20 protein-coding genes are annotated in these 24,801 nt (G+C 38.4%); 17 read left to right on the top strand and 3 right to left on the bottom strand.

Annotation, left to right across the window (positions count from 1 at the left end):
* Position 1: 1 nt before the first annotated feature.
* From IJI01_RS00650 to IJI01_RS00600, 11 genes are all read left to right on the top strand, one after another.
* Positions 2-955 carry a glycosyltransferase family 8 protein gene (locus IJI01_RS00650; protein WP_292184277.1) on the top strand — a complete coding sequence of 318 codons (954 nt, stop codon included), beginning with the start codon at positions 2-4 and terminating at the stop codon, positions 953-955.
* Between the two features lie 10 nt (positions 956-965).
* Positions 966-1,922 (top strand): glycosyltransferase family 8 protein, encoded by a 957-nt coding sequence (locus tag IJI01_RS00645; RefSeq protein WP_292184274.1) that lies wholly within the window; start codon positions 966-968, stop codon positions 1,920-1,922.
* Positions 1,900-3,732 (top strand): hypothetical protein, encoded by a 1,833-nt coding sequence (locus IJI01_RS00640; protein WP_292184271.1) that lies wholly within the window; start codon positions 1,900-1,902, stop codon positions 3,730-3,732. Before IJI01_RS00645 ends, IJI01_RS00640 begins: the two co-directional genes overlap by 23 nt.
* Before the next feature lie 80 nt (positions 3,733-3,812).
* Positions 3,813-5,357 (top strand): glucosyltransferase domain-containing protein, encoded by a 1,545-nt coding sequence (locus IJI01_RS00635; RefSeq protein WP_292184268.1) that lies wholly within the window; start codon positions 3,813-3,815, stop codon positions 5,355-5,357.
* Between the two features lie 25 nt (positions 5,358-5,382).
* Positions 5,383-6,078, top strand: coding sequence for a polyphosphate polymerase domain-containing protein (locus IJI01_RS00630; protein WP_292184265.1), 696 nt, complete (start codon positions 5,383-5,385; stop codon positions 6,076-6,078).
* A 2-nt stretch (positions 6,079-6,080) separates the two neighbouring features.
* Entirely contained in the window at positions 6,081-6,758 is a 678-nt protein-coding gene (locus IJI01_RS00625) for a DUF4956 domain-containing protein (RefSeq protein WP_013279856.1), read from the top strand.
* Positions 6,759-9,221, top strand: a complete 2,463-nt coding sequence (locus tag IJI01_RS00620; protein WP_292184254.1) for a CotH kinase family protein — start codon at positions 6,759-6,761, stop codon at positions 9,219-9,221.
* 59 nt (positions 9,222-9,280) lie between these two features.
* A complete protein-coding gene (locus IJI01_RS00615) occupies positions 9,281-9,982 on the top strand; it encodes a PIG-L deacetylase family protein (RefSeq protein ID WP_292184251.1) in 702 nt (233 codons plus the stop codon).
* A 6-nt stretch (positions 9,983-9,988) separates the two neighbouring features.
* A complete protein-coding gene (locus IJI01_RS00610; RefSeq protein ID WP_292184248.1) occupies positions 9,989-10,951 on the top strand; it encodes a glycosyltransferase family 2 protein in 963 nt (320 codons plus the stop codon).
* A gap of 70 nt (positions 10,952-11,021) precedes the next feature.
* A complete protein-coding gene (locus IJI01_RS00605) occupies positions 11,022-12,146 on the top strand; it encodes a glycosyltransferase family 4 protein (protein WP_292184246.1) in 1,125 nt (374 codons plus the stop codon).
* 63 nt (positions 12,147-12,209) lie between these two features.
* Positions 12,210-13,190, top strand: a complete 981-nt coding sequence (locus tag IJI01_RS00600; protein ID WP_292184243.1) for a glycosyltransferase family 2 protein — start codon at positions 12,210-12,212, stop codon at positions 13,188-13,190.
* A gap of 50 nt (positions 13,191-13,240) precedes the next feature.
* On the opposite strand, the gene IJI01_RS00595 is transcribed toward IJI01_RS00600, so the two are convergent.
* The gene (locus IJI01_RS00595) at positions 13,241-15,139 is read right to left on the bottom strand and encodes a DUF6020 family protein (protein WP_292184241.1); all 1,899 of its coding nucleotides are present in this window, start codon (positions 15,137-15,139) and stop codon (positions 13,241-13,243) included.
* 138 nt (positions 15,140-15,277) lie between these two features.
* On the opposite strand from IJI01_RS00595, the gene IJI01_RS00590 reads away from it, so the two are divergent.
* The 4 genes from IJI01_RS00590 to IJI01_RS00575 are packed head-to-tail and all read left to right on the top strand — an operon-like array spanning position 15,278 to position 20,349.
* Positions 15,278-17,689 carry a hypothetical protein gene (locus tag IJI01_RS00590; RefSeq protein ID WP_292184238.1) on the top strand — a complete coding sequence of 804 codons (2,412 nt, stop codon included), beginning with the start codon at positions 15,278-15,280 and terminating at the stop codon, positions 17,687-17,689.
* A gap of 50 nt (positions 17,690-17,739) precedes the next feature.
* The gene (locus tag IJI01_RS00585; RefSeq protein WP_292184235.1) at positions 17,740-19,026 is read left to right on the top strand and encodes a hypothetical protein; all 1,287 of its coding nucleotides are present in this window, start codon (positions 17,740-17,742) and stop codon (positions 19,024-19,026) included.
* Between the two features lie 4 nt (positions 19,027-19,030).
* The gene (locus tag IJI01_RS00580) at positions 19,031-20,134 is read left to right on the top strand and encodes a bifunctional glycosyltransferase family 2/GtrA family protein (protein ID WP_292184232.1); all 1,104 of its coding nucleotides are present in this window, start codon (positions 19,031-19,033) and stop codon (positions 20,132-20,134) included.
* A gap of 14 nt (positions 20,135-20,148) precedes the next feature.
* Positions 20,149-20,349: a hypothetical protein gene (locus tag IJI01_RS00575; protein WP_292184229.1), complete on the top strand. Its 201-nt coding sequence runs from the start codon at positions 20,149-20,151 to the stop codon at positions 20,347-20,349.
* Between the two features lie 34 nt (positions 20,350-20,383).
* Here the strand turns inward: IJI01_RS00575 and IJI01_RS00570 are convergent, their stop codons facing one another.
* Complete coding sequence (locus IJI01_RS00570; protein ID WP_292184226.1) at positions 20,384-21,001, bottom strand: superoxide dismutase; 618 nt, start codon at positions 20,999-21,001, stop codon at positions 20,384-20,386.
* A 408-nt stretch (positions 21,002-21,409) separates the two neighbouring features.
* Here IJI01_RS00570 and IJI01_RS00565 point away from each other — a divergent pair, with 408 nt between their 5' ends.
* A complete protein-coding gene (locus tag IJI01_RS00565) occupies positions 21,410-22,456 on the top strand; it encodes an ATP-binding protein (protein ID WP_292184224.1) in 1,047 nt (348 codons plus the stop codon).
* Positions 22,457-22,555: 99 nt separating this feature from the next.
* On the opposite strand, the gene IJI01_RS00560 is transcribed toward IJI01_RS00565, so the two are convergent.
* Positions 22,556-23,017 carry an Hsp20/alpha crystallin family protein gene (locus IJI01_RS00560; RefSeq protein WP_292184221.1) on the bottom strand — a complete coding sequence of 154 codons (462 nt, stop codon included), beginning with the start codon at positions 23,015-23,017 and terminating at the stop codon, positions 22,556-22,558.
* A gap of 227 nt (positions 23,018-23,244) precedes the next feature.
* Here IJI01_RS00560 and IJI01_RS00555 point away from each other — a divergent pair, with 227 nt between their 5' ends.
* Positions 23,245-24,660, top strand: coding sequence for an MBOAT family O-acyltransferase (locus IJI01_RS00555; protein WP_292184218.1), 1,416 nt, complete (start codon positions 23,245-23,247; stop codon positions 24,658-24,660).
* Positions 24,661-24,801: the final 141 nt, after the last annotated feature.

The raw sequence follows: 24,801 nt of genomic DNA, 5'->3' as shown, positions 1-24,801 counted from the left end.
TATGAATAGAAAAATACCTGTTGTACTAATTAGTGATGACAACTTCATTATGCCCACTTGTGTCGCAATTACTTCACTCATAGTGAATAAGGCCCCTGAGACAGAATATGAGATTTACATCATAATGGCAGAGTGCTCAGATGAATCTTATAGTAAGATTAAGGAACTAAGCGAGCTGGGAACAGAGGTTAAATTGATACGTGCCTCTCTTGATGAATATAGAGATATTAAGCAGCTTGCGCACATATCAATTGCATGTTTGTTGAAATTTGATGTTAGTGAATTAGTTCCGGATTATGATAAATTATTATATTTGGATGGAGATATTATTGTTCGTGGTGATCTTAGTGAGTTGTATAACACTGATCTTGGAGATAGTTATGCTGCTGGGGTTAAAGAAATCGGTAATATCTCGGAAGCAACTGGCAATGTAAACGCTGGCATCATGTTATTCAATGCCAAGCGTATCAGGGATGAGAAACTTAATATCAAGATGCGTGAAGTTAGACGAAGTCTGGGCGACAGATCCTCTATGGATCAGCAGACATATAATATTGTTACTGGCAAGAATTACAAGTATGTTGATATCAAGTATAATTGTATCCCACCCAAAATTGTCGAATGTCAAGAGGGCGACTTAATTAAGATAAATGAACTCTACGGAAGTAACTATAATAGCCTTCAGGATATTATTGATAAGGCTATTATTATACATTATGCATCTGGAGAAAAGCCTTGGAAATATACTTTTAAACCCTGGGCTAAGGAATGGTACAAGTATTATATGATGTCTCCGTATAAGAATGTAGAATTTAAATTAAGAGGCATATGGAGTTATAGGTTTGATAAGTTATACAAAGGAATAAAAGAGCAGGGAATCGCAGGAGCATTTAGTATAATAGCTGACAGAAAGAAAAGAAGAGAAGATAATAAGAATTTAAAAAAATGGGAGTAAGTAATTTTTCATGATAATACCAGTTTGTTTTATTTATGATAAGAATTTTATAATGCCAACAAGTGTGGCTATTACATCAATGCTTGAGAATAGGAATGAGGATACATTTTATGATATCTTCCTGATTGGTGTTGACTGTGCAGATGCAGATCTTAGCTGTCTTGAGGCCTTTAGGAATGAGAAAAATGTAGATATTCACTTTAGAAATGCGGATATGTCTGCATATACAAGTATCAGCCAGGTATCTCATGTGTCGCAGGCTTCTCTTGTTAAGTTTAATCTTCCAGAGCTTGTTACAGAGTATGACAAGCTCTTGTATATTGATGGTGATGTTCTGATCATGCAGGATCTTACAGAGTTCTTTATGGAGGATCTAACAGGCTATTACCTTGGTGGGCCTCAGAATACAGTAGATATCGTGCGTGGTAAGGGCCAGTTCCTTACTGGAGCATATGTATATGATTCCAAGAAGATGATAGAGGATGATATTCCTCAGAAGCTTATTGATTACAGAGTAAGTCTTGGTAATCGTAAGTCTATGGACAATACTACATTCAATGAGTACCTAAAAGATGGCTTTAAGAAGATGCCAATCAAGTTTGATCTTCCTATCAGAAAGCTTGTGTATGAGAGGATGTATTACAAGCTTGCTGATCTTAACGCTTTCTATGGAACTGACTACAAGAGTCATAAAGAGGTTGTTGAGGATGCGGTTGTAATCCACTTTGATGGAGCAGCCAAGCCATGGAAGTATTCATGCTTCCTCTATGACGATGTATGGCTTGAGTATTACAAGAAGTCGCCATGCAAGGATATGCCACTTAAGAGAAAGAGTTACTGGGATTACCTTGGGGAACAGGTTGAGAAGTCTGGAATCAAAGGTATTTACTATGTATTTAAGGATTGGGTACGTGAGAGCCTTGGCGTGTTTAGGAGCGTACCTTATGTTGAGGGAGACTGGAATTGAGGTTATGTTTGTAATAAAAATATTATTGCCTTTTTTATACTGTATTTTAGTTGGAACGGCTTATAGCATGGCTTTCAAGAGGAAGTTTATTGACTCTCTGGCACCAGCTTTTTTTATCCAGATTATATTGATGATAGTTTCTGGGATAGTAGTAGAAAAATTATCTGTTGGAATAATGCTTGGCGTTATATGTTCTTCCATGACGATTTATGCTAAATTGGTTAGAGAGAAGTCATTTGATGCTATAAAAAAAGTATATTTGAATGAAAAAGGTACTATAGAGTGGGCTGTCATAATGTTTATTATTATGTACGGCGTTATTTTTATTTTGAATGTTGGCAAACATTACAATATGTGGGATGAATTTTCCCATTGGGGATGGTTTGTAAGAGAATCTTATCAGAATGATGCCTTATTTTGCATTTCTGAACATAGGTTTGAACACAAAGACTATGTGCCTGGAGTATCTCTTTTTGAAGCACTATGGTGTACTTTGTCATTAAAGTTTAGTGAGGCTAATTCGTATAGAGGAATACAAATGCTTCAAGCTGCTATGATTATGCCTGTTGCTTGTAGGATTGAAGAAAAAAAGTATAGGAATTCATGGGATAAGATTGTAAAACTTATAGTTAATTTAGTTATTGTTTTTGGCATACCATTGTTTTCTAAAGTGCCTTTCTATCATACAATTTACCAGGATCTTATCCTTGGTGTATTTGTATTCTACTGCGTATGGATTGTTGCTTCAGAGGAGTTTTCTAATTATAGTCTTTTTGTGTTTGGATTGTCTCTTTGCAATATGATAATGTGTAAGCTTACTGCGGTTGCATTTGTTCCTGTCCTCTTCCTTTTATATACAATTTATCACCATAAGTATTCTTCTAAAGCTATTTCTAGAATTAAAATTTGGCTTGGAACAATAATAGCTGTTGTGCTGTCTATCGTTCCTTATGGATTATATGGGTTCTATTTAGATAAGTATAATATAGGCGGGAGTGCTGTTCAGGGGTATAGTTCTATCAGTTTGAAGAAAATAGTTGATGTTATTACACATAATGGTAATATTGCTTATCAGGCAGTTGTAGACCGAGAATATTTAAGAGCTCTTGCTACAGATGGAATTATAGGAAAGTTGTCTTATATATGGATTATATTAGGAGCATCAGCAATAGTTTTTCTTCTAATGCTTCTACAAGATGACAGAGAAAATAAGAGTAAACTCAAGCTTATTTCACTATGGATATTACTGGTAGGCGTATATTATGCAATAGTAATGTACGTTATGTATATGGTAATGTTCTCAGAATATGAGGCAACTGGGTTGGCAAGCTATAGTAGATACATGTCAACGTTTGTGCTGGCTACTCTATTAATTGTGGCTATGGTTATTATTCGCTTTACTGTTTCCAGAGCCAGATTCATTCCAGCTCTTGTTGCAGCCATGCTTGTAGAGAACATAGTAGTGCTCTTTGGCGCTAATCAGTTATTGCCGGGAGTACTTGCTGGTGACGAAATATGGAATGAGGGGCATATTGACTATCTGAATGATTCATTGCCAACTGGGGCAGATCTTTTGTTTGTAACTTCAGTAGCAGATATGGAGGCAGGCAGATTATCGTTCTACTGTCCAGAAATACAGTTTACTTGCAACGTTTACGGAACACAGTTGTATGATGGTGATGTATGGAGTAAGAACATGTCCTTAAATGAATTTGTTGATGAAATAACAAATCATGAGTATATTTATTTGTTCTCGTACGATGATAGTTTTATAGATTTATATAAGATGCATTTGAATCAGACACTGTGATAGCTCCTGGAAAATTATACAAGGTCGAGAATGAGGATGGTCTTATTCGTACCACAGTAGTTGAATAGCAAGAGGTTTTTATGAATATTGATTTTCGTGAGTTAGTTCGAAAAATAGATACTAGATATAAAGTAGTGTTTTTGAGTACTTTTCTTTGTGGATTATTGGCGCAAGGGATGGGGCTTTTTAACAAGTATTCTGTTCTTGATGATCCGGTAACATATGATGGTTTTAAGAATTCATATCATCTTGGAAGATGGATGCTTGCGCTGGTAGGCAAACTGGAATTTTGGCTTTTTGGTGCTGAACGATATAGTATGCCGACCTTTAATGGGGCGATGGCCATGTTTTTTATAGCAGCTACGACTTGCGTTATTGTTGAAATGCTTGAAATTAAGGATTTGTTTCTGTGCACGGTAGTAGCAAGTCTGATGGTTTCGTTTCCAGTTGTAACTTGTACGTTTGCATATATGTACGTTGCTCCACATTATATGTTTTCTCTTTTTATAGGGGCATTAGGGGCTTTTTTTCTTGTAAGAAAAGATAAGCGGATTCATTTTATTATCGGGTTATTACTTATTTGCGCGTCTATTGGTATGTATCAAGCCTATCTGCCTGTGATAACAACAATAATGTTGATTTATTTATTGGGACAAATAGTTACTGATGATAATCTATTAAACGTGTGGAAAAAGCTTGGTAAAACGGCTTTGGGATGCGTTTTGTTTATGGCGTTATATTTTATTGTAATGAAGATTTCACTGATTATCACAGGCGAAGTGCTGACTTCTTACAGGGGGATTTCGTCTATGGGAAATCTACCTATAGGTGAGTATTTGAACAGAGTATTATTTGCATATAATGAATTTTTCACACCAACAGAGGGTGCAGGTTTTTATATGTATTTGGGAAATATAGTTAATATATATAGACTTGTATTAGCTGTAGGTTTTGTGTTGGGCATCGACATGCTTATAAATGTGTTCAAGAAAAGTAAAATCAGAGCTTGTATATGCTGTATATTGTTGATTCTTTTACCCCTCAGCACAAATCTTATTTTTGTTATGGTAGATAAATCTCAGGTGTATTCACTGATGGTTTATGGTGCGTTGTTTCCATTTATTTTTTTTATTTGGCTTGTAGAACATTCAAAAATAGATAATAAATATATAGGAAAAGGATTGTCATGGGCAACGGCGATTGTAACTGTGCTACTTGTATTGATGTTTAGTCGTGTGGATAACAGATGTTATCTAAAAGCAACTTATGTACAATCTGAAACGATTTCTTATTTTAATACATTGATAACACAGATCAAGGAAACTGATGGCTATAGGGAAAATATGCCAGTTGCATATGTAAATGAAGGTCAGATACAGGATGCAATGTTGAATACAGGAGACAATAGGCATTTGGCGGATATTGTTCTTGAACCATATTACGATGTATATGGATATGTAAATTGTTATTCTTGGAAATCGTTCATGTGGCAGTGGTGTGGATTTGCACCGGAAAGAGTTGATGCTAATGAGTTTGCGGAAATGGATGAAGTAAAAGAAATGCCACACTATCCTGACGACGGTTCTATCAAGGTGATTAATGATACATTGGTGGTGAATTTCTAGTCACAGAAAGAAGAGACATAAGTGGATGGAAGGGAATATTGAAGTTTATCGGCATGAGATTAAATATATCTGTTCTGAAGCGGAATTAGAGCAGATTAGGATTCGAGTTTCTACAGTGGCTGATCCGGATAAGCATGCTAATGGAGGATATTACGTAATAAGAAGTTTGTACTTTGATGATTATTACAACAGCTCATATTATGGCAATGAATCAGGTGTGGACCCGAGAGAAAAGTGGAGGATTCGAATTTATAATAATGATGATAGTCGAATTCTTCTTGAGTGTAAAAGAAAAGAGCGTGGAAAGATTAATAAGAAGAGTGATGAGATAACTAAAAAGGAGTTCGAAGATATAATAGCTGGGAAATTGTTATTAGATTTTGATGATAGAAAAGTATTTAATCGATTTAAGCTTATTAGAAGTACTAGACTTATTGAACCAGCTGTTATAGTTCAGTATGTAAGATATCCATTTGTATGCAAAGAAGGCAATGTTCGAATAACAATGGATTGTAATATTTCTTCCTCAAAGGATTACAATAACTTTTTTAGTAAAGAGCTAAGTTTGAGACCGCTTCAGGAAGGCAAGAAACAATTACTTGAAGTAAAATATGACGAATTTTTGCCAGATGAGATATTTAAGGCTGTGCAGCTTAAAAACATGCGACAGCAGACTTTTTCAAAATATTATTTATGTAGAAAAATGGAAGGAATGGTATAACAATGACTTTTTCAGATATTTTTAAGAAATCTTTTTTGGAAGGATATTCCGGAACGCAGCTTACAACTGCTCAGATTATTATAGTTCTTCTTTTTACAGGTCTATTGGGAATATATATATTCTTTTGCTATAGGGTTTTGACTAGAAAAACGTTTTACTCTAAGAATTTCAATATTTCTTTGGTAGCCATGGCTATTATTACTTCTGCTATAATTTTGGCAATCCAGTCTAGTGTAGTTATTTCACTTGGTATGGTTGGTGCGTTGTCTATTGTTAGATTCAGGACGGCTATTAAAGACCCAATGGACCTGGTATTTTTATTCTGGTCCATAAGTGTAGGTATTATTTGTGGAGCTGGACTAGTAGAGATAGCGATAGCGCTGTCAATTCTTGTTACTGTACTCGTTGTAGCGCTCAATAAGATTCCAGTTGCGAAGGCTCCAAAGATTCTTGTTATTAACGCTACAGATTCTATCGAAGTTGACGACAGTATTCAGAATGCTATACGAAGCAATACTAAGATATTTGAAGAGAAGACAAGGCGAGTTAATGACGGGAATATGAATCTTATTTATGAATTAAGAACAAATGATGGAAAATCACTTGTAAATGCTTTGAATTCTATTTCTGGAGTTTCAACCGTTTCGTTGCTGTCACATGATGGAGAGGTGACTTTTTAAATGAAGAAGGATTTTCATAAGACTTCATTGTACATTGTTATTATGATATTCACCATCTTTTGGTTTGTGGTTGCAACCTTTGGTGCAAGAATACCTAAGAAGGCTGATGACTGTATACATATAACAGAGGTATGTATAAAAAATGATGTTAATGCACATGATGATTGTGGAAGATATGGAGCAGACTACATAGAGCTGTATAATAGCTCGAGTGAAGAAATGGACTTAAGTGGATATTATTTATCCGATGATGCTAGCAATATTCGGAAATGCGAGTTAAATAATACTTCTATAAGACCAGGAGAAACCATAATAGTATGGAGTGCTTCAAGCGGGGATGATGAAACTTGTCGAGAGAGTTATGTTAGCCGTGATATATATCAGACTTTTTTTGCATTAAGTGGCGGAGAAAAAGTTATTTTGTCCAAAAATAATGAAGTGGTAGATTATGTAGGAATTCCGCAACATATTCCTGATGGGAAAGTATATGCATGTTTAAAGGACGATTATGAAAAATTTAGCGTTATGAATCCGTCTCCATATCAAGTACTGGAATCTTATGAAGAATATAGAATAGATTCTTCTATTAACCCTAGTTTCTCTGTTGTAAGCGGATGGTACGAAGATCCTTTTTATCTAGAATTGAAATGTAAATCTGGAAAAATTTACTATACGACTGATGGTAGCGAACCAGATGAAAATTCAGAAGAGTATACAGGTAGTATTCTAATTAAAAATAGATCCGAAGAGAAAGATATTTACGCTAGTATAGGACAGATATCAATAAATAATGATTATCTTCCTGAGACTCCGGTAGATAAAGGCACAGTAGTCAAAGCTGTTGTGATTAAAAATGGTGTGAGAAGTCAAACGATATCACATACATATTTTGTCGGTCTTAGTGATAAATTGGCATATAGAGAGTTGCCTGTAATGGAAATTACAGTAGATCCAGCTGCGCTTTTTGATCATGATAATGGAATCTATGTAAAAGGTAGTGTATACGATACATATGCAGAAAAATATGATGTTTCTGAGTTGCCGTTTATGGTACTTAATGCGCATATGAATTATTCGCAGGAAGATAGAGGATGGGAAAGGTTAGCAAATATAGAATACTTTGATAGCAATCATGAATATGTTTTTGGGCAGAAGATCGGTATACGTATTCATGGAGGCTGGTCTACAGCTTTTAATCAAAAGAGTTTTAATCTATATGCTAGAGAAGAATATGATGGGAATGATTCATTTCTATATGATTTCTTTGGCAGGTCATATAATAAATTGATGCTGAGGTCTGGAGGATATAGAGATACCTATTATACCAAGATGAGAGATGTACTTAATCAGAGATTGGTTGAGGATAGGCTAATAGGTACGCAGAAGGGAATGCCTTGTGTGGTATTTATTAATGGCGAGTATTGGGGATTATATAATCTCCAGGAGAATATTGGAAGCAGTTATGTGGCCGAGAATTATGATGTTGATTACAATAACATAGCTATTATAAAAAATGGCACATCTAATATTATAGGGGATGCTATAGACTCATATTCTGAATTGCAGGAGTATGCACAAAAAAATGATTTAAAAAATGATGACAATTATAAATACATAGAAAGTCATATTGATATTCAAAGTTATATTGATTATATGGCATTTGAAATATACGTTGCTAATTGTGATTCTATAGGTAATAACTATTCATATTGGCGGACGATTGTTCCAGAAAAAGGTGAATATGGAGATTGCAAATGGAGATATTTGATTTATGATACTGATGATTCGGCGGGAATGGTTGTAAATCTATCTCAGGCTCATACCAATTCCTTTATAGACGGACACTGGTCAGTAACACCTTTAGGTGAGTATGGAGATCCGTTTTTTGGAGCACTCATACAGAATGATGGATTTAAACAGAGATTTGTTACGACGTTTATGGATTTGGCCAATAATAATTTCAGGTATGAGAAGGTGTCTGAGATTATAACAGAAATGGCAAATAAGTATAAATACGGGGTAATTGCTTCTCAGAATAGATTTAGAGGACAGTATAAGGCCCCTGATTATTCTATAAATGAAATGTATGATGGTGTATATGATGAAACTATGTTTGATACAGATGTTCAGGTTATAGATGATTTTTTTAGAGAACGATATCAATATATAGTAGAATACTTGAAGACTGAGCTTCAATTGAATGGGGATCTTCATGAGTTGACTTTATATATTTCAGACCCGGAGCATTGCAGCGTTTCACTAAATACTATTTCGAATGTTGAACATGGTTTGACGTGGAAATATTATTCGGATTATCCGATAACTCTAAAATGTGAGCCGGTAAGTGGATATAGATTCATTGGTTGGGCAGATGAAACTGGAAATATTATATCTGAAGAACCTGAATTATCTATGACGCTTGAAAAAGATCAGATACTCATTGCGAGGATAGACGTGAACTAATGAATCAGACGTTGATGCCAGAGTAAGATCTGTAACATGTGGAGATATAGAAAAACAAAATGATAAAATTACAGATTGGTTCAAACAATAAAATATTAGTCATAGCACCACACCCGGATGATGAGACCTATGGCTGTGGAGGAGTTTTATCGATATACAAGGGACAATGCGATGTTGTGCTTCTGGCCTACGGCGAGACTGGGAATCCCAATTGGACCAAGGACAGAACCCTTCGGGTAAGACGAGAAGAATTCCGAACTGCTATGAAGATGGCTGGTGCTACAATTGTAGCTGAATTTGGAATTGCCAATAGGAGAGTTTCTGAGAACCTTGGACAGATAACCAATTTTGATTATTCTAAGTATGATTATATTTTTGTTCCTAACAGGAAGGACAAACATGGTGATCATAGCTGTGTACTGCGTGCTCTGAGGAAATGTAAGACACTAAAAAAAGGTGTTACAATACTGCAGTATGAGATGTGGGGAGCATTGCCGGATGCGACTCATTATCTGGATATATCAGATGTAATTGATGAGAAAGAAAAGCTGATGCTCTGCTACAAGAGTCAGGAAGAAAGAATTCCTTATTGTGCAAGAATTAAGGCAAGAGATTATTACAAGGCTCTTGAGACCTATGATAAGAAATGCCAGTATGCTGAATTGTTTTATTTGGAGCCATCAGGAATTGCAAGGCTTGGTGTTAATGTGAAAGATGCTATTAGGCATTTGAGTAAAGACATAGCTGTCAGATTTAGGTGAAGCGATATGAGTGATTTGATATCAATTGTGGTGCCTTCCTACAACGTGGAGGACTACATAGACAAGTGCGTAGATAGTATATGCCATCAGGATTATGAGAATATTGAGATTGTCCTTGTTGATGATGGAGCAACGGACGGAACTGGGGTTAAGTGCGATGAATGGGCTAGGCGCGACTCCAGGATTCAGGTAATCCATCAGGAAAATCAGGGACTTTCTGGGGCGAGGAACGCTGGAATCAGAGCATCTAAGGGTAAGTATATATCTTTTATCGATTCTGACGACATGATAGCACCTGACTATGTATCTACGTTGTATAGCTGTATTACAGAAAATGGCACGAGAATGGCTCAGGGCTTATCCAAGAACTTTTTTAAGGAAGGGGATATAGCTGGTTTTGTCAGCCGTGATGACCGCAGAGTGGTCTCTGGCTATGACATGTGCAAGACTCTTATGAGTGAGTACAAGATGGGCTGGGGCATTGTCATGACCAAGATGTTCGAAAAGAGCTTATTCGATGAGCTGGAGTTCCCACTTGGTCATATTCACGAGGATGAGTACTTGGTATATAAGCTGTACTGGAATGCCGGTCAAGTGGCGCTTACAGATAAGATAGTTTATTACTATAGGTCCAAGAGAAAAGGAAGCATCACACATTCTGGCTATAGCCTGAATCACCTAGATGCGGTGTATGCAAGGCAGGAGAGATGTGAGTTTTTCAAGGATCTTGGGGAAAAAGAGCTGTATCAGCTGGCCAAGCTTGGTTTATGCACAACTGAGATAGAGAATCTCAAGAAATTAAAGGAATCAGATGTTGAGGACAAGGATAGCTATATTGATAAGATAGAGCAAGACCTCAGGGCGAATCTGAAAGAAATCTGGAAAGCGGAGCATATCAGTGCCAAGAAGAAGGTTTCTCTTTGGATGGCGAGGTATATGCCGGGACTTAAGGGAATTCTGAAAAAGTAGTGTTATGTAATCTTTAATTATTCTAGTGAGAATAATTCATTGCATGTAGTAAATAGTAAGGGGCAATGGCATGAAGAAAGTTCTTCATTTACTTAGTGGCGGAGGCGCCGGAGGAATAGAGGTTCTGTGCGAGCAGATAGGGCTTCGCGGAGAGTACTGCCATGAGTTTTGCTTTCTCTTTTCTGCAGGGATTATTGCTGACAGGATGAAAGAGAAGGGTATAACTACATATGACCTGAGCAGTGAAGGTTTTATGGGAAAGCGTAGTCGCCTTAAGGAGATTTTTCTTGAGGGTGGTTACGATGCGGTCGTAGTGCATCATGAGGGTGTTAAGATTTATTATCTGTATGAGATGCTCATCAGGCTTGCAGAAAGAGAAAAGCTCCTGGAAGTGACCTTTATTAAGTATCTCCACTGCGCTTTTGATGAGGGTGTGTTTTATACAGGAAACTGGATTGAGGACAGAATTCATCATTTTATGCTGGGCAGGACCTTAAATGATTCTGATCATATTGTTGCGGTGTCTGAATTTGCAAGAGATTCCTATGTTGATGAGTATGGCATAGATGGAGCAAAAATCAAGATAGTATATAACGGGATAGATGTGACAAAGAGTGCTTTCAGAGAAAAAACAGATAGCCTTGGTGCTGAGGATGCGAGTCGCGATAGTAGTCACCTTCTGTACATTGGTAGGGTTGTTCAGGAAAAGGGCCTGGAAGTTTTATTAAGGGCAATGGCTCTTTTGAAGGACAGGGGAGTAGAAACTCATCTTGATGTACTGGGTGATGGTGATGCAAGGACATCGCTTGAGAAGCTATCTACAGATTTTGGAATTTCCCAAAACGTGGTTTTCCATGGAGTTGTAATGGAAAAAGAGGTTTATTATAAGGCGGCAGGTATATTTGTATATCCATCAACCTGTCTTGAGGCCTTTGGAATTTCTGTTATTGAGGCAATGAATGAAGGGCTTGTATGTATTGCATCCAGAATAGGTGGAATTCCGGAGATCATGAATGATGATTCGCAGGGGATTTTGTTTGAGGCAGGTAGTGTTGGTGCTCTGGCTGATGCCATTGTGAAAGCGCAGAGGAGATGCAGTGCCGATTTTTATGAGGATTATCGCGAAAAGATAATAGCGCGAGCAGCTGAGTTTGATATTGAAAAATCAGTCGGTGAATTAGAAGTGCTGATATAAATCGATGCTAAATATGAAAAAGAATCGTGTATAAAGTGTCGAGAATAATTTGGATAGTGATGTATGGAAAAAACTAGAAATGATCTGATTTCGGTTGTTGTGCCGATTTACAATGCGGAAAAGTACATAAGAAGATGCGTGGATAGTATTCTGGCTCAGAGCTACAGGAATCTTGAGGTAATCCTGGTGGATGATGGTTCAACAGATTCTACTCCTGGGATACTGGATGAGTATGCTGAGGTTGATGAGAGAGTTAAGGCTATCCACAAGAAAAATGTTGGTCATGCACATTCCAGAAATAGGGGACTTGAAGCTGCTACAGGTGAATTTATTACCTTTATGGACTGTGATGATTACATGTATCCTGATTTTATGGAAAAGATGTATGGCGCGATCTGCCAGGATGACTCAGATCTTGCCTGCTGTTCTTTTAACTATGTGGATGAGCAGGGAGAGAAGTTGGGATGGAGCGAACCTGAACTTGAGAGGGCAGCAGTTAGTTCAATAGAGGCTCAGAAGGACTTTCTTACAAAGGTTAAGATTGAAGGCTTTTCCTGGAATAAGCTTGTCAGGAGGAGCATCCTGATAGACGGCGGAATTAGATATCCCGAGGATCAGAAGGCCTTTGTTGATATGTTCCTTTGGTACAGAGCAATTTCAGCAAGTAGAAGCGTAAGTTATGTTCCGGATAAGCTATATAACTACTATCAGATGCCAACATCTGTAGTTCATACGATTAACGACGTTAAACTGAATAACTTCAGGACTACTCTTGGAAATATCAGAGGAATGGCCCATGAAAACGGCCTCGTGGCTGAGGGTGATTACTATGCATCTGCACGTATGCTGAGTCAGGTTATAGATCAGATCAAGCTAGATGTGAAGTCTGGCTTTAAATGTGGCTTCTGGCATAAGTTTAAGTGGGATGAACTATTCCTGATGGATAAGAGAGAAACGCTTCAAGCTATCTTTTCTCAGGAGAATGGTGGTTCTAAATTAAAGACCAGATTGAAAATGATGATGGTTAAATTATATATGAAATAGCTGATAAAAAGCGCACAGCCTTGCATTAAACGTGACTGTGCGCTATGTTTTTATTCTTTTACCGTGGAAGATAGATGCAAATACATTCCCACAAGTGTAGGCATGATGTAGAACACGGCCCAGGAATACCTTGGCTGATCCTTGATCATTGGTGCCAGGAAAATGAAGGCAATGCATAGCCACACAGGTACAAAGGTAATAAGGTATCTGCCAAGCTTCTTATTTATCATAAACAGCATGATTGACAGCATTACGATTACGTACAGCGCCAGATTGTTAAGTGATGAGATGATTGGCAGGCTGTTAACCATACGATAGAAGCTGCATATCATGATGGGGATACCCTGCATGGAATCTGGTACATAGAGCTGTAAATACTCGATAAGTTCTGGTGTTGTAATTCCTTTTCCTGCATCAACATCCTGATTGTAAACGATGTTGTCAAAATCAGGCATGAATATGTAATAGCTCTGATTCCAGGTAGCTTCCACGTAGCACATTGGGTGCTTGAAGAACATCTTAAACCATGTCTTGAAATAGGTTTTTAGCTGCTCGTCGGTAGATTTACCACGGAACAGACTCTTTACATTATCTGAACAGTGCGGTGTGTAGGCTTTTGCAAGCTTGTCGTACTGTATGATTCCATCTATAGCTTCTTTTTCTTCGGCAGTTACTTCATCGCCATAATCCCTGACATATCTTGCAGTCTGCTGGAATAGGAATGAATAGGCATCCTTCTGTCTTTCGATTACGACGTTGTGACTTACGATAACTGCCTGGTCAGCTGCGTTAGATAGGAGAAGTGCCACAACCATAACTATGAATGGAAGAGGGCTGAATTTAGCCTTCTTTTTTACAATAAGGATTATGTAAGTTATAACGAGAACTGCGCAGGTTGCATAGTAAATGTGAAGGCCGTTCTTCCTAAAGAGTGTCAGCATCATGGTTCCGGCAATCCATACGAGGATGAGCTTGTAATCCTTTTTGATGCTGAAGGTGGTCTTGTGTTCTACAACAATTGTGATAAGGCAAAGTGCGATGATAACGTAGCCTATCATGTGAGGATAGTCCTTGATGGCCCAGGCTGCGTTGCCCATAAAGTAAGGAGTGCAGCAATACAGGAAGAATACCAGAAGGCGAAGCCACTTAGGTGTGTTCCATTTGCGCAGCATGACCTGGGTGTAAGCAAGAACCAGTGCCATGATAGCGGACTGGATGCAAACATAGATGAAAATGCCTACATTTCCGGTTCCAAAGAGAGCTCGGCCCATGAGAACGAACTGGCTTGTGATCCAGGTGTGGAAGATGGGCTGTGCGTTGTCATATCTGTATACGCCAAAGTACTGATTGAGCTCGTACCAGTTATCTGCGCTGAGAGCCGCTGGATATCTGAGGATCAGGTGAATAATCCATGAGAGATAGATAACTGCAAAGGAAAAGAGCCATGGACGCGCATGGTACATACGCTTGAGCCCGGTAAATCTGGTTGACTCCATAGCTGGATTAAATGATCCAAGTATGTAGTTAAGGCCTCTTACGATCAGTAAATACAGGTAATAGAAGCCAAATAGGAAAATCAGATCTTTGATGAGATTAAACTTGGGTGTCCACAGTGATGACAGAGAATCTGAGTAAGCGAAAGCACGGCCGCCAACGTACATGATTGACAGGAAAGCAGATAGAACCTTGTCGCCCTTAATAGCTTCCAGCTTGTGCTCTGAATCCACAAGGAATCTGTAATAGATAAAGGCAAGAGCACTGGCTATAACAAGGATATAAAAGCCATTGCCAGCAAAGGTGCTATGGAGCTGTTCAAACAGTTTGAAGATAGCATTAATAGCGCCTCTTGTAATATGTGCTTCGTATGGGTCAGGTGTATCCAGAGTTATAAAGAATGCTGATGCAGTTAATAGTCCATATATAAAGGACTTGATATATTTTTTATTCATATAGGAAAAAGCTCCTTTTAGTATTCTAATAGCCATATATCAGTATACTTGATAAGCGTATAAAAAAGAAGTGGCTGAAGGCTTGATAATTGTGGCATGTATCGGCGAAAAACGATATAATTTAATGTGGTTTAGACTATGGAAAATGGGGAGAAGGATTTGAAAGGTCTGATGAATACCAAGAAAAAGATTGTTTATGGAATAGAAATACTGCTTGTTGTGGTATGTTTACTTACTTTGCTTATACCACACGCGCATTTCGAGTACTCTGGTGCTGATTTTGAATCAGAAAATGGTATCTATATGGAAGGGCTGCTGGATGTAGCTGAGCCAGGATACTATATTGATAATACGGTAGCTGAGGCTGGTTCTGAGAAGGTTGTGGTTTCACCAGCGACGAATCTGAGATTCGGAAGCTACGATGTAACTATCAAATATATGGCCAGCAATACTGGAAATTCATATTCCTGCGAATCTGCCTGGAATACAATGCCTGTAACACTTGGCAGGACCAAGGCTGGGCTTAAAAGAGTTGAGACTTCAGATTGTGGTATGACTATCAAGCTTAATTCTGCGCTGAATGTAGGTGAGTACAGAGTTGAATATAACTTCAGTGGTGATGGATATCTGTATGTATATGGTATGGAGATTCAGGAAACTAACTGGTGGAAGATATATCTGCTACTGGTTGTATTGTGCGTAAGTCTTATTGTTAACGGATGTATGGCGCTTTCTGAGTGCGAAGATAAAAAAGTTCGCGGCGATTTTGTTGTAGCAGCTATTCTTGCTGTGTTTGTATCATTGCCTTTGTTTGATCCATATCTTATGACAGGTCATGATATGGGCTTCCACCTTGAGAGAATTGAAGCTCTGGCTGCCAATCTTAAGGTTGGACAGTTCCCGTCAAGAATATCAGCTGATTGGTTAAATGGTAAAGGATACGCAGCATCTATTTTCTATGGAGATCTGTTCCTGTTGATTCCAGCTCTTTTGAGAATTCTTGGTGCATCAGTACAGTTGGCGTACAAGACATACATTTTCGTTGTAAATGCTGTTACAGTTGCTGTAAGTATGTACTGCTTTAGGAAGCTAATTGTTAGCAGGCTTGGAGCAATCATTGCTAGTATAGTATACGTTCTGGCTCCTTATAGGATTCTGTGTCTGTACTCAAGAGCTGCAGTTGGTGAGTATACAGCGCTTATCTTTTACCCACTTGTGTTCCTGGGACTTATGAGATTATATGGCATCAGTACTGAGGATGCAGAGGGTAATGAGAGTGGAGATAGGAGCAGAGAGGGACTGCGCGGATATTTTATTTCTCTCTTGCCTCTTGTGATTGGAGTTACAGGAATTATCAATTGCCATGTATTGTCTGGAATAATTGTGGCGATATTTGTTATTGTTTTTGCTCTTATCAACTGGAAGAAGACCTTTACCAAGAATGTTCTTACAGGAATTGGTTTGGCAGTAGTTGCAGTTCTTGTCCTTAATCTGTGGTACATTGTTCCATTTATCCAGGTAATGGCTGATGGAATCGGAGTTATGGGACTTAGACAGAACGGAAGATTCAGATCTAACGGAACATATCTGTGGCAGGTGTTATCATTGTTCCCTAGAACTGGAATATCTCTTAGCTCTGAGGAAATCATAGGTGAATCAAGACCTATGGAGATGGTAGTAACTATCGGAAGTGAACTAATAACACTTGTTACATATGCTGTGATGAAAGGGTATGGACTTGTTGGCAAGAAGGCTGACAATGACGGACAGAATGAGAGTGTTAGTGACAATAAAGCGCATGGTATGATGAACGCACTCTTTGCTGTATCTATATTCACAGTATTTATGGCAACACCATATTTCCCATGGGATGGACTCAAACGCGTATCGGGTGTTATGAATTCTCTTATCACTAACGTTCAGTTCCCATTTAGATTCCTGAGTGTAGCTACACTGTGTTTGGCGCTCCTGACAGGATTTATGGTCAAGGCTATTTCTGAGAACACGGAGATTGCTAATACTATAAATGGCAAAACTGTTATGGCGATATTTAGCACAGTGATTGTTATTATAAGCGTGATATCTGCAAGTTTCTATATGACAGAGAAAGGAACCAGTGATGAATTCACCTACATTGTAGATGAATTTGAAGAGGGCGGAATCATGGGAGCTGAGTATCTCCCAAGTGGAACAGCTGAGGATTACGATACAAATTATAATGAACCATATTCTGCACAGGCTGTAGTTAACAGCTGGAGAAGAGAGAATGGCAGAATCTATGTTAACATAACAAATGATACTGCTGATATAGCAGAGGTTTCTGTGCCATTTATCTATTATAGAGGTTACAGGGCAGCTGACGTAGCAAACGGAGGAGCTGTTGAAGTTGTTAAGGATGACAACGGCTTTGCTAAGTTAAGACTTGGAGCTGGTTATAATGGAGAAGTTTGCGTATTCTATAAAGAACCAGTGTTATGGAGAATGTGTGAGCTGATATCGGTATTGACCTTGTTTATACTAGGTATAGTGATGGTCAGAAAAGCTAAATGATATATTAAAATACTAAGTAATAAAAATATAAGCTGTTATTTAGGAGAATTATGAGAAAAGTTTTACGTTCATTATGCTTTGTTATCGTTTTGACTTTGGTGAATTTTGGATTACTCGTGGCGACATTTTGTTTGCCAGTGAGCGAGATGAGGGAGAATATAGCCAGAAGCTCAGAACTCTTTAATTATGAAGGAACCTATCCTCATTGGGATACAGGATATAAGTCTACTAAGCTCGATGGATGGACTGAAGGTGCTGTTTATGGAATGGCTATCTATGAGGAAGGTGGATCACCACTTACTAATGCAATTTTGATGCATTATATAGACGCAGAGGGCGAGCAGATGCCTTGGAGCATGACTAATTATGCTAATCATGCAGACAAGAACTATTCATTCCCCGTATATGGCAGATATTGGTATGGAAGTGTTGGTATCATCAAAACATTACTGCTGTTATTTGATGTAGGTGACATTAGAATGCTCAATTGTATTCTACAGATAACATTGTCAATACTGATTCTGATCAAAATGATTCGCTTGGGGCTGGATGACAGGATAATTCCTTTGGCTGTGGGAATAATGATAATAGAACCTTTATCAATGATAATGTGTCTGACCTACTCATCAGATTATATCCCTATGCTTCTTGCAGTGCTTACAATATTGTATCTGTATGAATATGTGGATAAGTTTGGATGGATGGAGTTCTTTGCAGTGCTTGGTGCAGTAATGGCATTCTTTAGTATGTTGTCATTCCCATTGATAGCACTTGGTATTCCTCTGCTGGTTAAAATCTGGTGTGATAGTGTTTATGGTAATAGGCATAAGAACGAGCTTGTTGATACAATCGTGTGCTCAGGTGCTTGGGGAATTGCCTATGGAATAGCATGGGGAATGAAATGGATCATTGGAACTGTATTTACAGATTTTGATTTCATCGGTAATGCATTTAATCAGGCAACTGGTTACTACGGAGAAGCTGAAGTTACAGTTATAGAGAGGTTGTTTAAGAATGTAAGAGTAATAATTAAATGGCCATATCTTTTGATGTTTATAATAGCTATAGTTATCATAATTGGCATGAGGGTTAGAAGTAGACAGGTTAACACAGGTAAAGAGGTTACTGATGTTACAACTGGTTTAAACAATGAAATTCTATCTGATGTGAAAACTATAATAGCTTATGTTATTATTGCACTTATGCCATTTGCTATGATGATAGCTCTCGGTGATGGCTATGCTAATACACATTATTGGATGGCATATAAACAGCTTAGTATTACCGCATGTGCAGGATTATGCATTATAAGAGATTTTAGATTTAAGGGAAAATGATTAGATGACAATACCTGTTATTATTCCGGCTTACGAGCCGGATGAGAAGCTCTTGGGGCTTTTGGATGAACTTAATAAGGCTCAGTTGTCTCCTATCATTGTAGTAAATGATGGCTCTGAGGGTGAGGAATATGATGAGATATTCAGAGGAGTAGCTGAGAGAGGGGCCAAGCTCCTGACACACGCTGTTAATATGGGCAAAGGGCGTGCTCTCAAGACTGCGTTTAACTACTGTCTGAATGAGTATGAGGACTTGCTTGGTGTAATAACAGCTGATTCTGATGGACAGCATACTACTGGAGATATCAGGAAGTGTATGGATGAGCTTATCAAGGCTTGTGCTCATGAAAAAGCATTAGATAGATATAACGATTCTGTTGAAGAGGCATGCAATGGTGAAGTACTTATCCTGGGAGTTCGTGATTTCAATGAATCAGGAATTCCGGCCAGATCTGTATTTGGAAACAAGACTACAAGCAGGGTTATGAAGCTACTTCTGGGATTATCTATCAGTGATACTCAGACCGGCTTACGCGGAATCAGTGTTCCTTTTATGAAATATCTTTTGACTGAAAAGGGTGAGCGCTTCGAATTCGAGACAAATATGCTGATAGCCACCAAGGAACTTGGTATCAAGATAGTAGAAGTGCCGATTAAGACTATATATCTGGAGGAGAATAAGTCTAGTCACTTCAATCCGATTCTTGATTCTATCAGGATTTATGCGGTGTTTGTGAAGTTCCTGTTATCATCGCTGTCGTCCAGTGTGGTTGATATAGTGATGTTTAGCATCTTCTGTGGAATGCTAAGGAATGTGCCTGTTGCCATTGGCTATGTTATGCTTGCAACAATCATGGCGAGAATTATTTCTGCAATCTACAACTTTTTGATCAACTACAAGGTTGTGTTCAAGGGTAAAGGTAGCAAGGGCAAAGCAGCTCTTAGATATTTGATTTTGGCGATTTGTATTATGCTGCTGAGCGGCGGTTTAGTAACATTTTTTACCGGACTCTTTCCTATGGTTCCGGAGTTTGTAGTGAAGATTCCTGTGGACTGCGTGCTGTTCCTATTGAGCTTCGTGGTGCAGAGGGAAATAGTTTATAAGTAAGTTGGAGGATTGAAATGGCAAAAGAAAAATTAGAATATGAAGGTTATACAGGAACAGTAGAATATGATGAGAAGCTTGATTTCTACACAGGAGAAGTGGAGATTGACGGTCATATTTATACCTATGAAGGGGATACTCTTGAAGAACTCCAGGAGGACTTTGAGGATATAATTGATTCGATCATTGCATTTGATGAAATGGATGATGAGGACTAAAGAGGCGTGCGGAAATCCGCACGCCTCGAATTATTTATCCGATTGCTTTCTCGTAGTTAGCCTCTATTACTTTCCAGTCTAGGATTTCCCAGAATGCCTTGATGTAGTCAGGTCTGAGGTTCTTGTACTTAAGGTAGTATGCGTGCTCCCAGACATCGAGTGCCAGGATAGGTGTTCTGCCTGTTCCCTCACTGATAGGGTTATCCTGATTAGGGGATGCGCTCACATAGAGCTTACCTGATTTATCTGTTGAGAGGAATGACCAGCCAGAGCCAAACTGTCCGGCAGCAGCCTTGGACAGGGCATCTATACAGTTCTCGACACTTCCGCAGTCTCTGTTAATGGCTTCAAGGAGTTTTCCTGAAGGAGCCTTGGCAGGATTTGGAGAAAATGCTTCAAAATACAGGTTGTGGTTGTAATAGCCGCCGCCCTGATTACGAAGGCCTTTTCTAAGTGTCTCGTCAGAAATCTGATCCAGTGATCCAAGGATTTCTTCCACTGATTTGCCTGCTACACCGGCTTTTTCTGCAAGTTCGTTAAAGGTCTTGGTGTAAGTAGCATGGTGCTTACCATAATGAGTTTCAATGGTCAGCTGATCAAGATGGGGCTCAAGTGCATTTACGTCATAACTAAGTTTAACCTGTTCGAACATTGTAACATCCCCTTTCGCGTTAGCCTCTCAGAACATTCAGGAGCTGCGAGGAATAATTGAGATAAATATTTAGTTGTTTGCTATATTATGATATACGATATAATGAATATATTTTAACATGAAATGAAGACTTTTTATATACAGTATGAGGATTATTAGATATTTCTTTTCCGAATTTAGAAATGGAATGATGTGCCATGCCATTTACTGGGAGATATGTAATGAGTTTAATATAGAATTATATAGGGGTAATAGAATAATTTTAAGTATATAGGTAAAATGAAATTATATAGTATTATATATATGATTATATAGTATTATATAGATATAACATAATTATATAGAATTATATAGAAGAGATAGTTTTATATAGGATACCGAATCTTTTCATAAATAGAAGGGGACATTATGGCAGTCAAGAATCCATATACAATCAGTTTTGGTAAGATACCAAACAAATATGTGAATAGAACAGCTGTAATTGACAGTATTATAGAGGAATTTGATAGTGACAGGCCAGATGAGCAGGTCTACAAGCTTACTGGTATAAGAGGAACCGGCAAGACCGTTACTCTTACAGCGATAGAGCAGTACTTTAGAGATGAGGAGGATTGGATTGTTATAGATATTCCGTCAAGAGCTGATATTACCACTGAACTTGTTGCAAGATTATACAGCCAGGTGCCGTTCATTACTAAATTTGTGGATGCTAGTCTGAATTTATCTGCATTTGGAATAGGTGTAAGTATTTCTGAAAAGAGCCCTGTTGCAAGTATCAATTATGCTCTGGAGGTCTTGATCGAAGAGGTCAAAAAGCGCCACAAGAAAGTTTTGATAACGATAGATGAGGCCCAGAAGACTAAGAGTATGGTGGAATTTATCCAGGAATTTCAGATTCTTATCAGAAAAGATCTGCCTTTATATCTGATTCTAGCAGGTTTGTATGAAGATATTGAGAGTTTGGAAAATGCGGATGGACTTACCTTTTTACTCCGTGCAACTAAATATGAGATGACTCCTCTTAACATTACTTATATCAGAGATGATTACCAGAAGACCCTTGAGATATCTTATGAGGAAGCCGAGAAGATGGCATATATAACCAAGGGATATGCTTATGCATATCAGACACTTGGAAAATTCATGTGGGATTCAAAGGGAAAAGAGCTAACGGAAGACGTCCTTAGGAAAATGGATGACATGCTATCTGATAAGGTCTATAAAAAGATTTGGAGCGAACTTGCGCCTAATGACAAACTCTTTTTACGATTCATTGCCCAGAAAGATAGCATGCCTGTTAATGAGCTATTGGAATTAACTCATAAGAATCATAGCGACTGGTCAGTTCCAAGACAGAGACTTAGTGAAAAAGGAATCATTGATACTCAGAACAGAGGAATTGTAGCGATCAGACTACCGAGGTTCAAAGAGTTTATCGATGCACAATTAATATAAAAAGAGCAGCCCGGGATTTTGTCTCCCAGGCTGTAGCTATATATATTTACCTATTATTTACCAGTATGACTTCAACAAAAGCTGGATGCAACTTGGTCTTCAGTCCTTAACCTCAATTCTGTGAACTTCCTCTTTCTCAGGAAGAGCTTCCTTCTTGGGAATATTGACGGTCAGGACACCGTTTTTGTACTGAGCGATGATATCTTCAGGCTTAAGACCTTCTACGCGGAAGGATCTCTGGTAAGATGAAGATCTTCTCTCACGGCGGATAAACTTGCCTTCGTTGTCCTTCTCATCCTTGTTCTCACTGTGGGAAGCGCTGATTGTCAGGAGGTTGTCCTTGAGATCAATATTGATATCTTCCTTGTTAAATCCGGGAAGCTCGGCTTCCAGCTGATAGCAGTTATCTTTCTCGATAACATCTGTTCTCATGAGACTTGCTCCGGCATTAGATGATCTGTTCTCTGTTGTAGGGCACATGCCATTCCAGAATCCTCTATTAAAGAAATCATCCATCTCATCAAAAATATCATTGTTACTCCAAAGCATAGGCATCAACATAAAAATCACGCTCCTTTTCTATTTATATTTTGTGTTGTAGTGTTGGTTTTGTGAAGTTATTAGCACTCACCTTATTAGGCTGCTAACAATTTCTTTAAGTATGTTATAGAACATGTGTAACAGAAAGTCAATAGTTCCAAATCTAAAAAAAGTATAAAAATCTGACCCAAAATGTTACAATATGTAAGGTGTAAATGAGATTTACAAAACGATGATTCGGAGGCTGTATGGTCTTTTCAAGCTTGCTTTTTGCCTTTTATTTTTTGCCGCTGGTGCTGGCACTTTACTATATTTCTAAAGAAAAATACAGGAACTATATTTTGCTGGTAGCAAGCCTTGGGTTCTATGCTTACGGCGAGCCTAAGTTCGTTTTTGTTATGGTTGGTTCCATTGCCCTTAATTATTTGCTAGCTCTTTTTATAGACAAATATAGAGATAAAGCTCTGGCACATGCTCTGATGGTGCTTGATGTTGTGCTGAATATAGGTATTTTATTCATATATAAGTATCTTGATTTTGCAATTACGATTACAAATCGTGTGGCTGGCTCCAACATTCAGCTGCGCGGAATTGTTCTTCCTATAGGAATATCTTTTTTCACTTTCCAGGCGCTGTCCTATGTGATAGATGTCTACAAGGGAACTGTTAAGGTGCAGAAGAATCCGCTGTATGTGGCGCTTTATATTTCATTTTTTCCACAGCTGATCGCTGGGCCGATTGTCAGATATTCCACTATTGAGGATCAGATTCTCAACAGAAAGTGTAGTGTGGAGAGCTTTGCAGATGGTGCCAGAAGGTTTATGATTGGTTTTGGCAAAAAAGTGATCTTGGCTAATAACCTTTCCGAGGTGGCATCGGCTTCTTTTGGAATGGATGCAACAGTTGCAAACCCTGCATTTTTGTGGCTTGGAGCTATATGCTTTAGCTTGCAGATATTTTTTGATTTTTCCGGATATTCAGATATGGCCATTGGACTTGGCAAGATGTTCGGCTTCCAGTTTTTGGAGAACTTCAATTATCCATACATTTCCAGGTCTGTGACCGAGTTCTGGCGCAGATGGCACATTTCTCTTAGCAGCTGGTTCAGGGATTACGTGTATATTCCGCTTGGTGGCTCAAGAGTGCCATTTGTAAGGCACATCCTTAATATGTTAGCTGTGTGGCTCCTGACAGGTATCTGGCATGGCGCCAATTATACTTTTATAGCATGGGGACTTGGCTATTTTGTTCTCTTGGTTATCGAGAAATACCTGATTAAGCCTGATAAGAGACAGTTTGTAGGCTTCAGGGTTTTGTGGCAGGTGGTGACTTTGGTATGTGTGAACTTTGGATGGGTAATCTTTAATTCACCAACGCTTAAGAGTGGCATGAGATATTGCCTTGCCATGGTCGGCTACTACGGAACAAAGTTTGCTATTGATGACACTATTATCTATAACCTCAGGGAATATGGGGCATTCCTGGTACTTGGAGTTCTTTTCTCAACTCCAATAGCCAAGGTCATAGGTGAGAAGCTTGATAAGTCAAGATTTGGAGCAATAGCAGGTGTGATTGCACCTTTGGGATGCGGATTTATCTTTTTATGGGCAGTATCGTTCTTGATTCTGGGGGCTCATAATCCGTTCATCTATTTTAACTTTTAGGTGCGAGCTGAGAAAATCAGCCGCAAAGCGGTTGATTTTCCCCAGCGAGCACGGGGCGCCGTGCAAACTGGGAAGCTGCTTTATATACAGTAGGAAAATCCTATCGGGAAAGGACTGGCTATCCACCCGTACCGAGCATTT

The sequence above is a fragment of the Butyrivibrio sp. genome (assembly GCF_017433805.1).
Lineage (GTDB): Bacteria > Bacillota > Clostridia > Lachnospirales > Lachnospiraceae > Butyrivibrio.
The sequence above is the reverse complement of the archived record's forward strand: the minus strand, read 5'-3'. Positions and strand labels throughout refer to the sequence as shown.

Coding starts and splice junctions, on each gene's coding strand:
- IJI01_RS00650 (WP_292184277.1), top strand. CDS start 2: ATGAATAGAAAAATACCTGTTGTACTAATTAGTGATGACAACTTCATT.
- IJI01_RS00645 (WP_292184274.1), top strand. CDS start 966: ATGATAATACCAGTTTGTTTTATTTATGATAAGAATTTTATAATGCCA.
- IJI01_RS00640 (WP_292184271.1), top strand. CDS start 1,900: ATGTTGAGGGAGACTGGAATTGAGGTTATGTTTGTAATAAAAATATTA.
- IJI01_RS00635 (WP_292184268.1), top strand. CDS start 3,813: ATGAATATTGATTTTCGTGAGTTAGTTCGAAAAATAGATACTAGATAT.
- IJI01_RS00630 (WP_292184265.1), top strand. CDS start 5,383: ATGGAAGGGAATATTGAAGTTTATCGGCATGAGATTAAATATATCTGT.
- IJI01_RS00625 (WP_013279856.1), top strand. CDS start 6,081: ATGACTTTTTCAGATATTTTTAAGAAATCTTTTTTGGAAGGATATTCC.
- IJI01_RS00620 (WP_292184254.1), top strand. CDS start 6,759: ATGAAGAAGGATTTTCATAAGACTTCATTGTACATTGTTATTATGATA.
- IJI01_RS00615 (WP_292184251.1), top strand. CDS start 9,281: ATGATAAAATTACAGATTGGTTCAAACAATAAAATATTAGTCATAGCA.
- IJI01_RS00610 (WP_292184248.1), top strand. CDS start 9,989: ATGAGTGATTTGATATCAATTGTGGTGCCTTCCTACAACGTGGAGGAC.
- IJI01_RS00605 (WP_292184246.1), top strand. CDS start 11,022: ATGAAGAAAGTTCTTCATTTACTTAGTGGCGGAGGCGCCGGAGGAATA.
- IJI01_RS00600 (WP_292184243.1), top strand. CDS start 12,210: ATGGAAAAAACTAGAAATGATCTGATTTCGGTTGTTGTGCCGATTTAC.
- IJI01_RS00595 (WP_292184241.1), bottom strand. CDS start 15,139: ATGAATAAAAAATATATCAAGTCCTTTATATATGGACTATTAACTGCA.
- IJI01_RS00590 (WP_292184238.1), top strand. CDS start 15,278: ATGGAAAATGGGGAGAAGGATTTGAAAGGTCTGATGAATACCAAGAAA.
- IJI01_RS00585 (WP_292184235.1), top strand. CDS start 17,740: ATGAGAAAAGTTTTACGTTCATTATGCTTTGTTATCGTTTTGACTTTG.
- IJI01_RS00580 (WP_292184232.1), top strand. CDS start 19,031: ATGACAATACCTGTTATTATTCCGGCTTACGAGCCGGATGAGAAGCTC.
- IJI01_RS00575 (WP_292184229.1), top strand. CDS start 20,149: ATGGCAAAAGAAAAATTAGAATATGAAGGTTATACAGGAACAGTAGAA.
- IJI01_RS00570 (WP_292184226.1), bottom strand. CDS start 21,001: ATGTTCGAACAGGTTAAACTTAGTTATGACGTAAATGCACTTGAGCCC.
- IJI01_RS00565 (WP_292184224.1), top strand. CDS start 21,410: ATGGCAGTCAAGAATCCATATACAATCAGTTTTGGTAAGATACCAAAC.
- IJI01_RS00560 (WP_292184221.1), bottom strand. CDS start 23,017: ATGTTGATGCCTATGCTTTGGAGTAACAATGATATTTTTGATGAGATG.
- IJI01_RS00555 (WP_292184218.1), top strand. CDS start 23,245: ATGGTCTTTTCAAGCTTGCTTTTTGCCTTTTATTTTTTGCCGCTGGTG.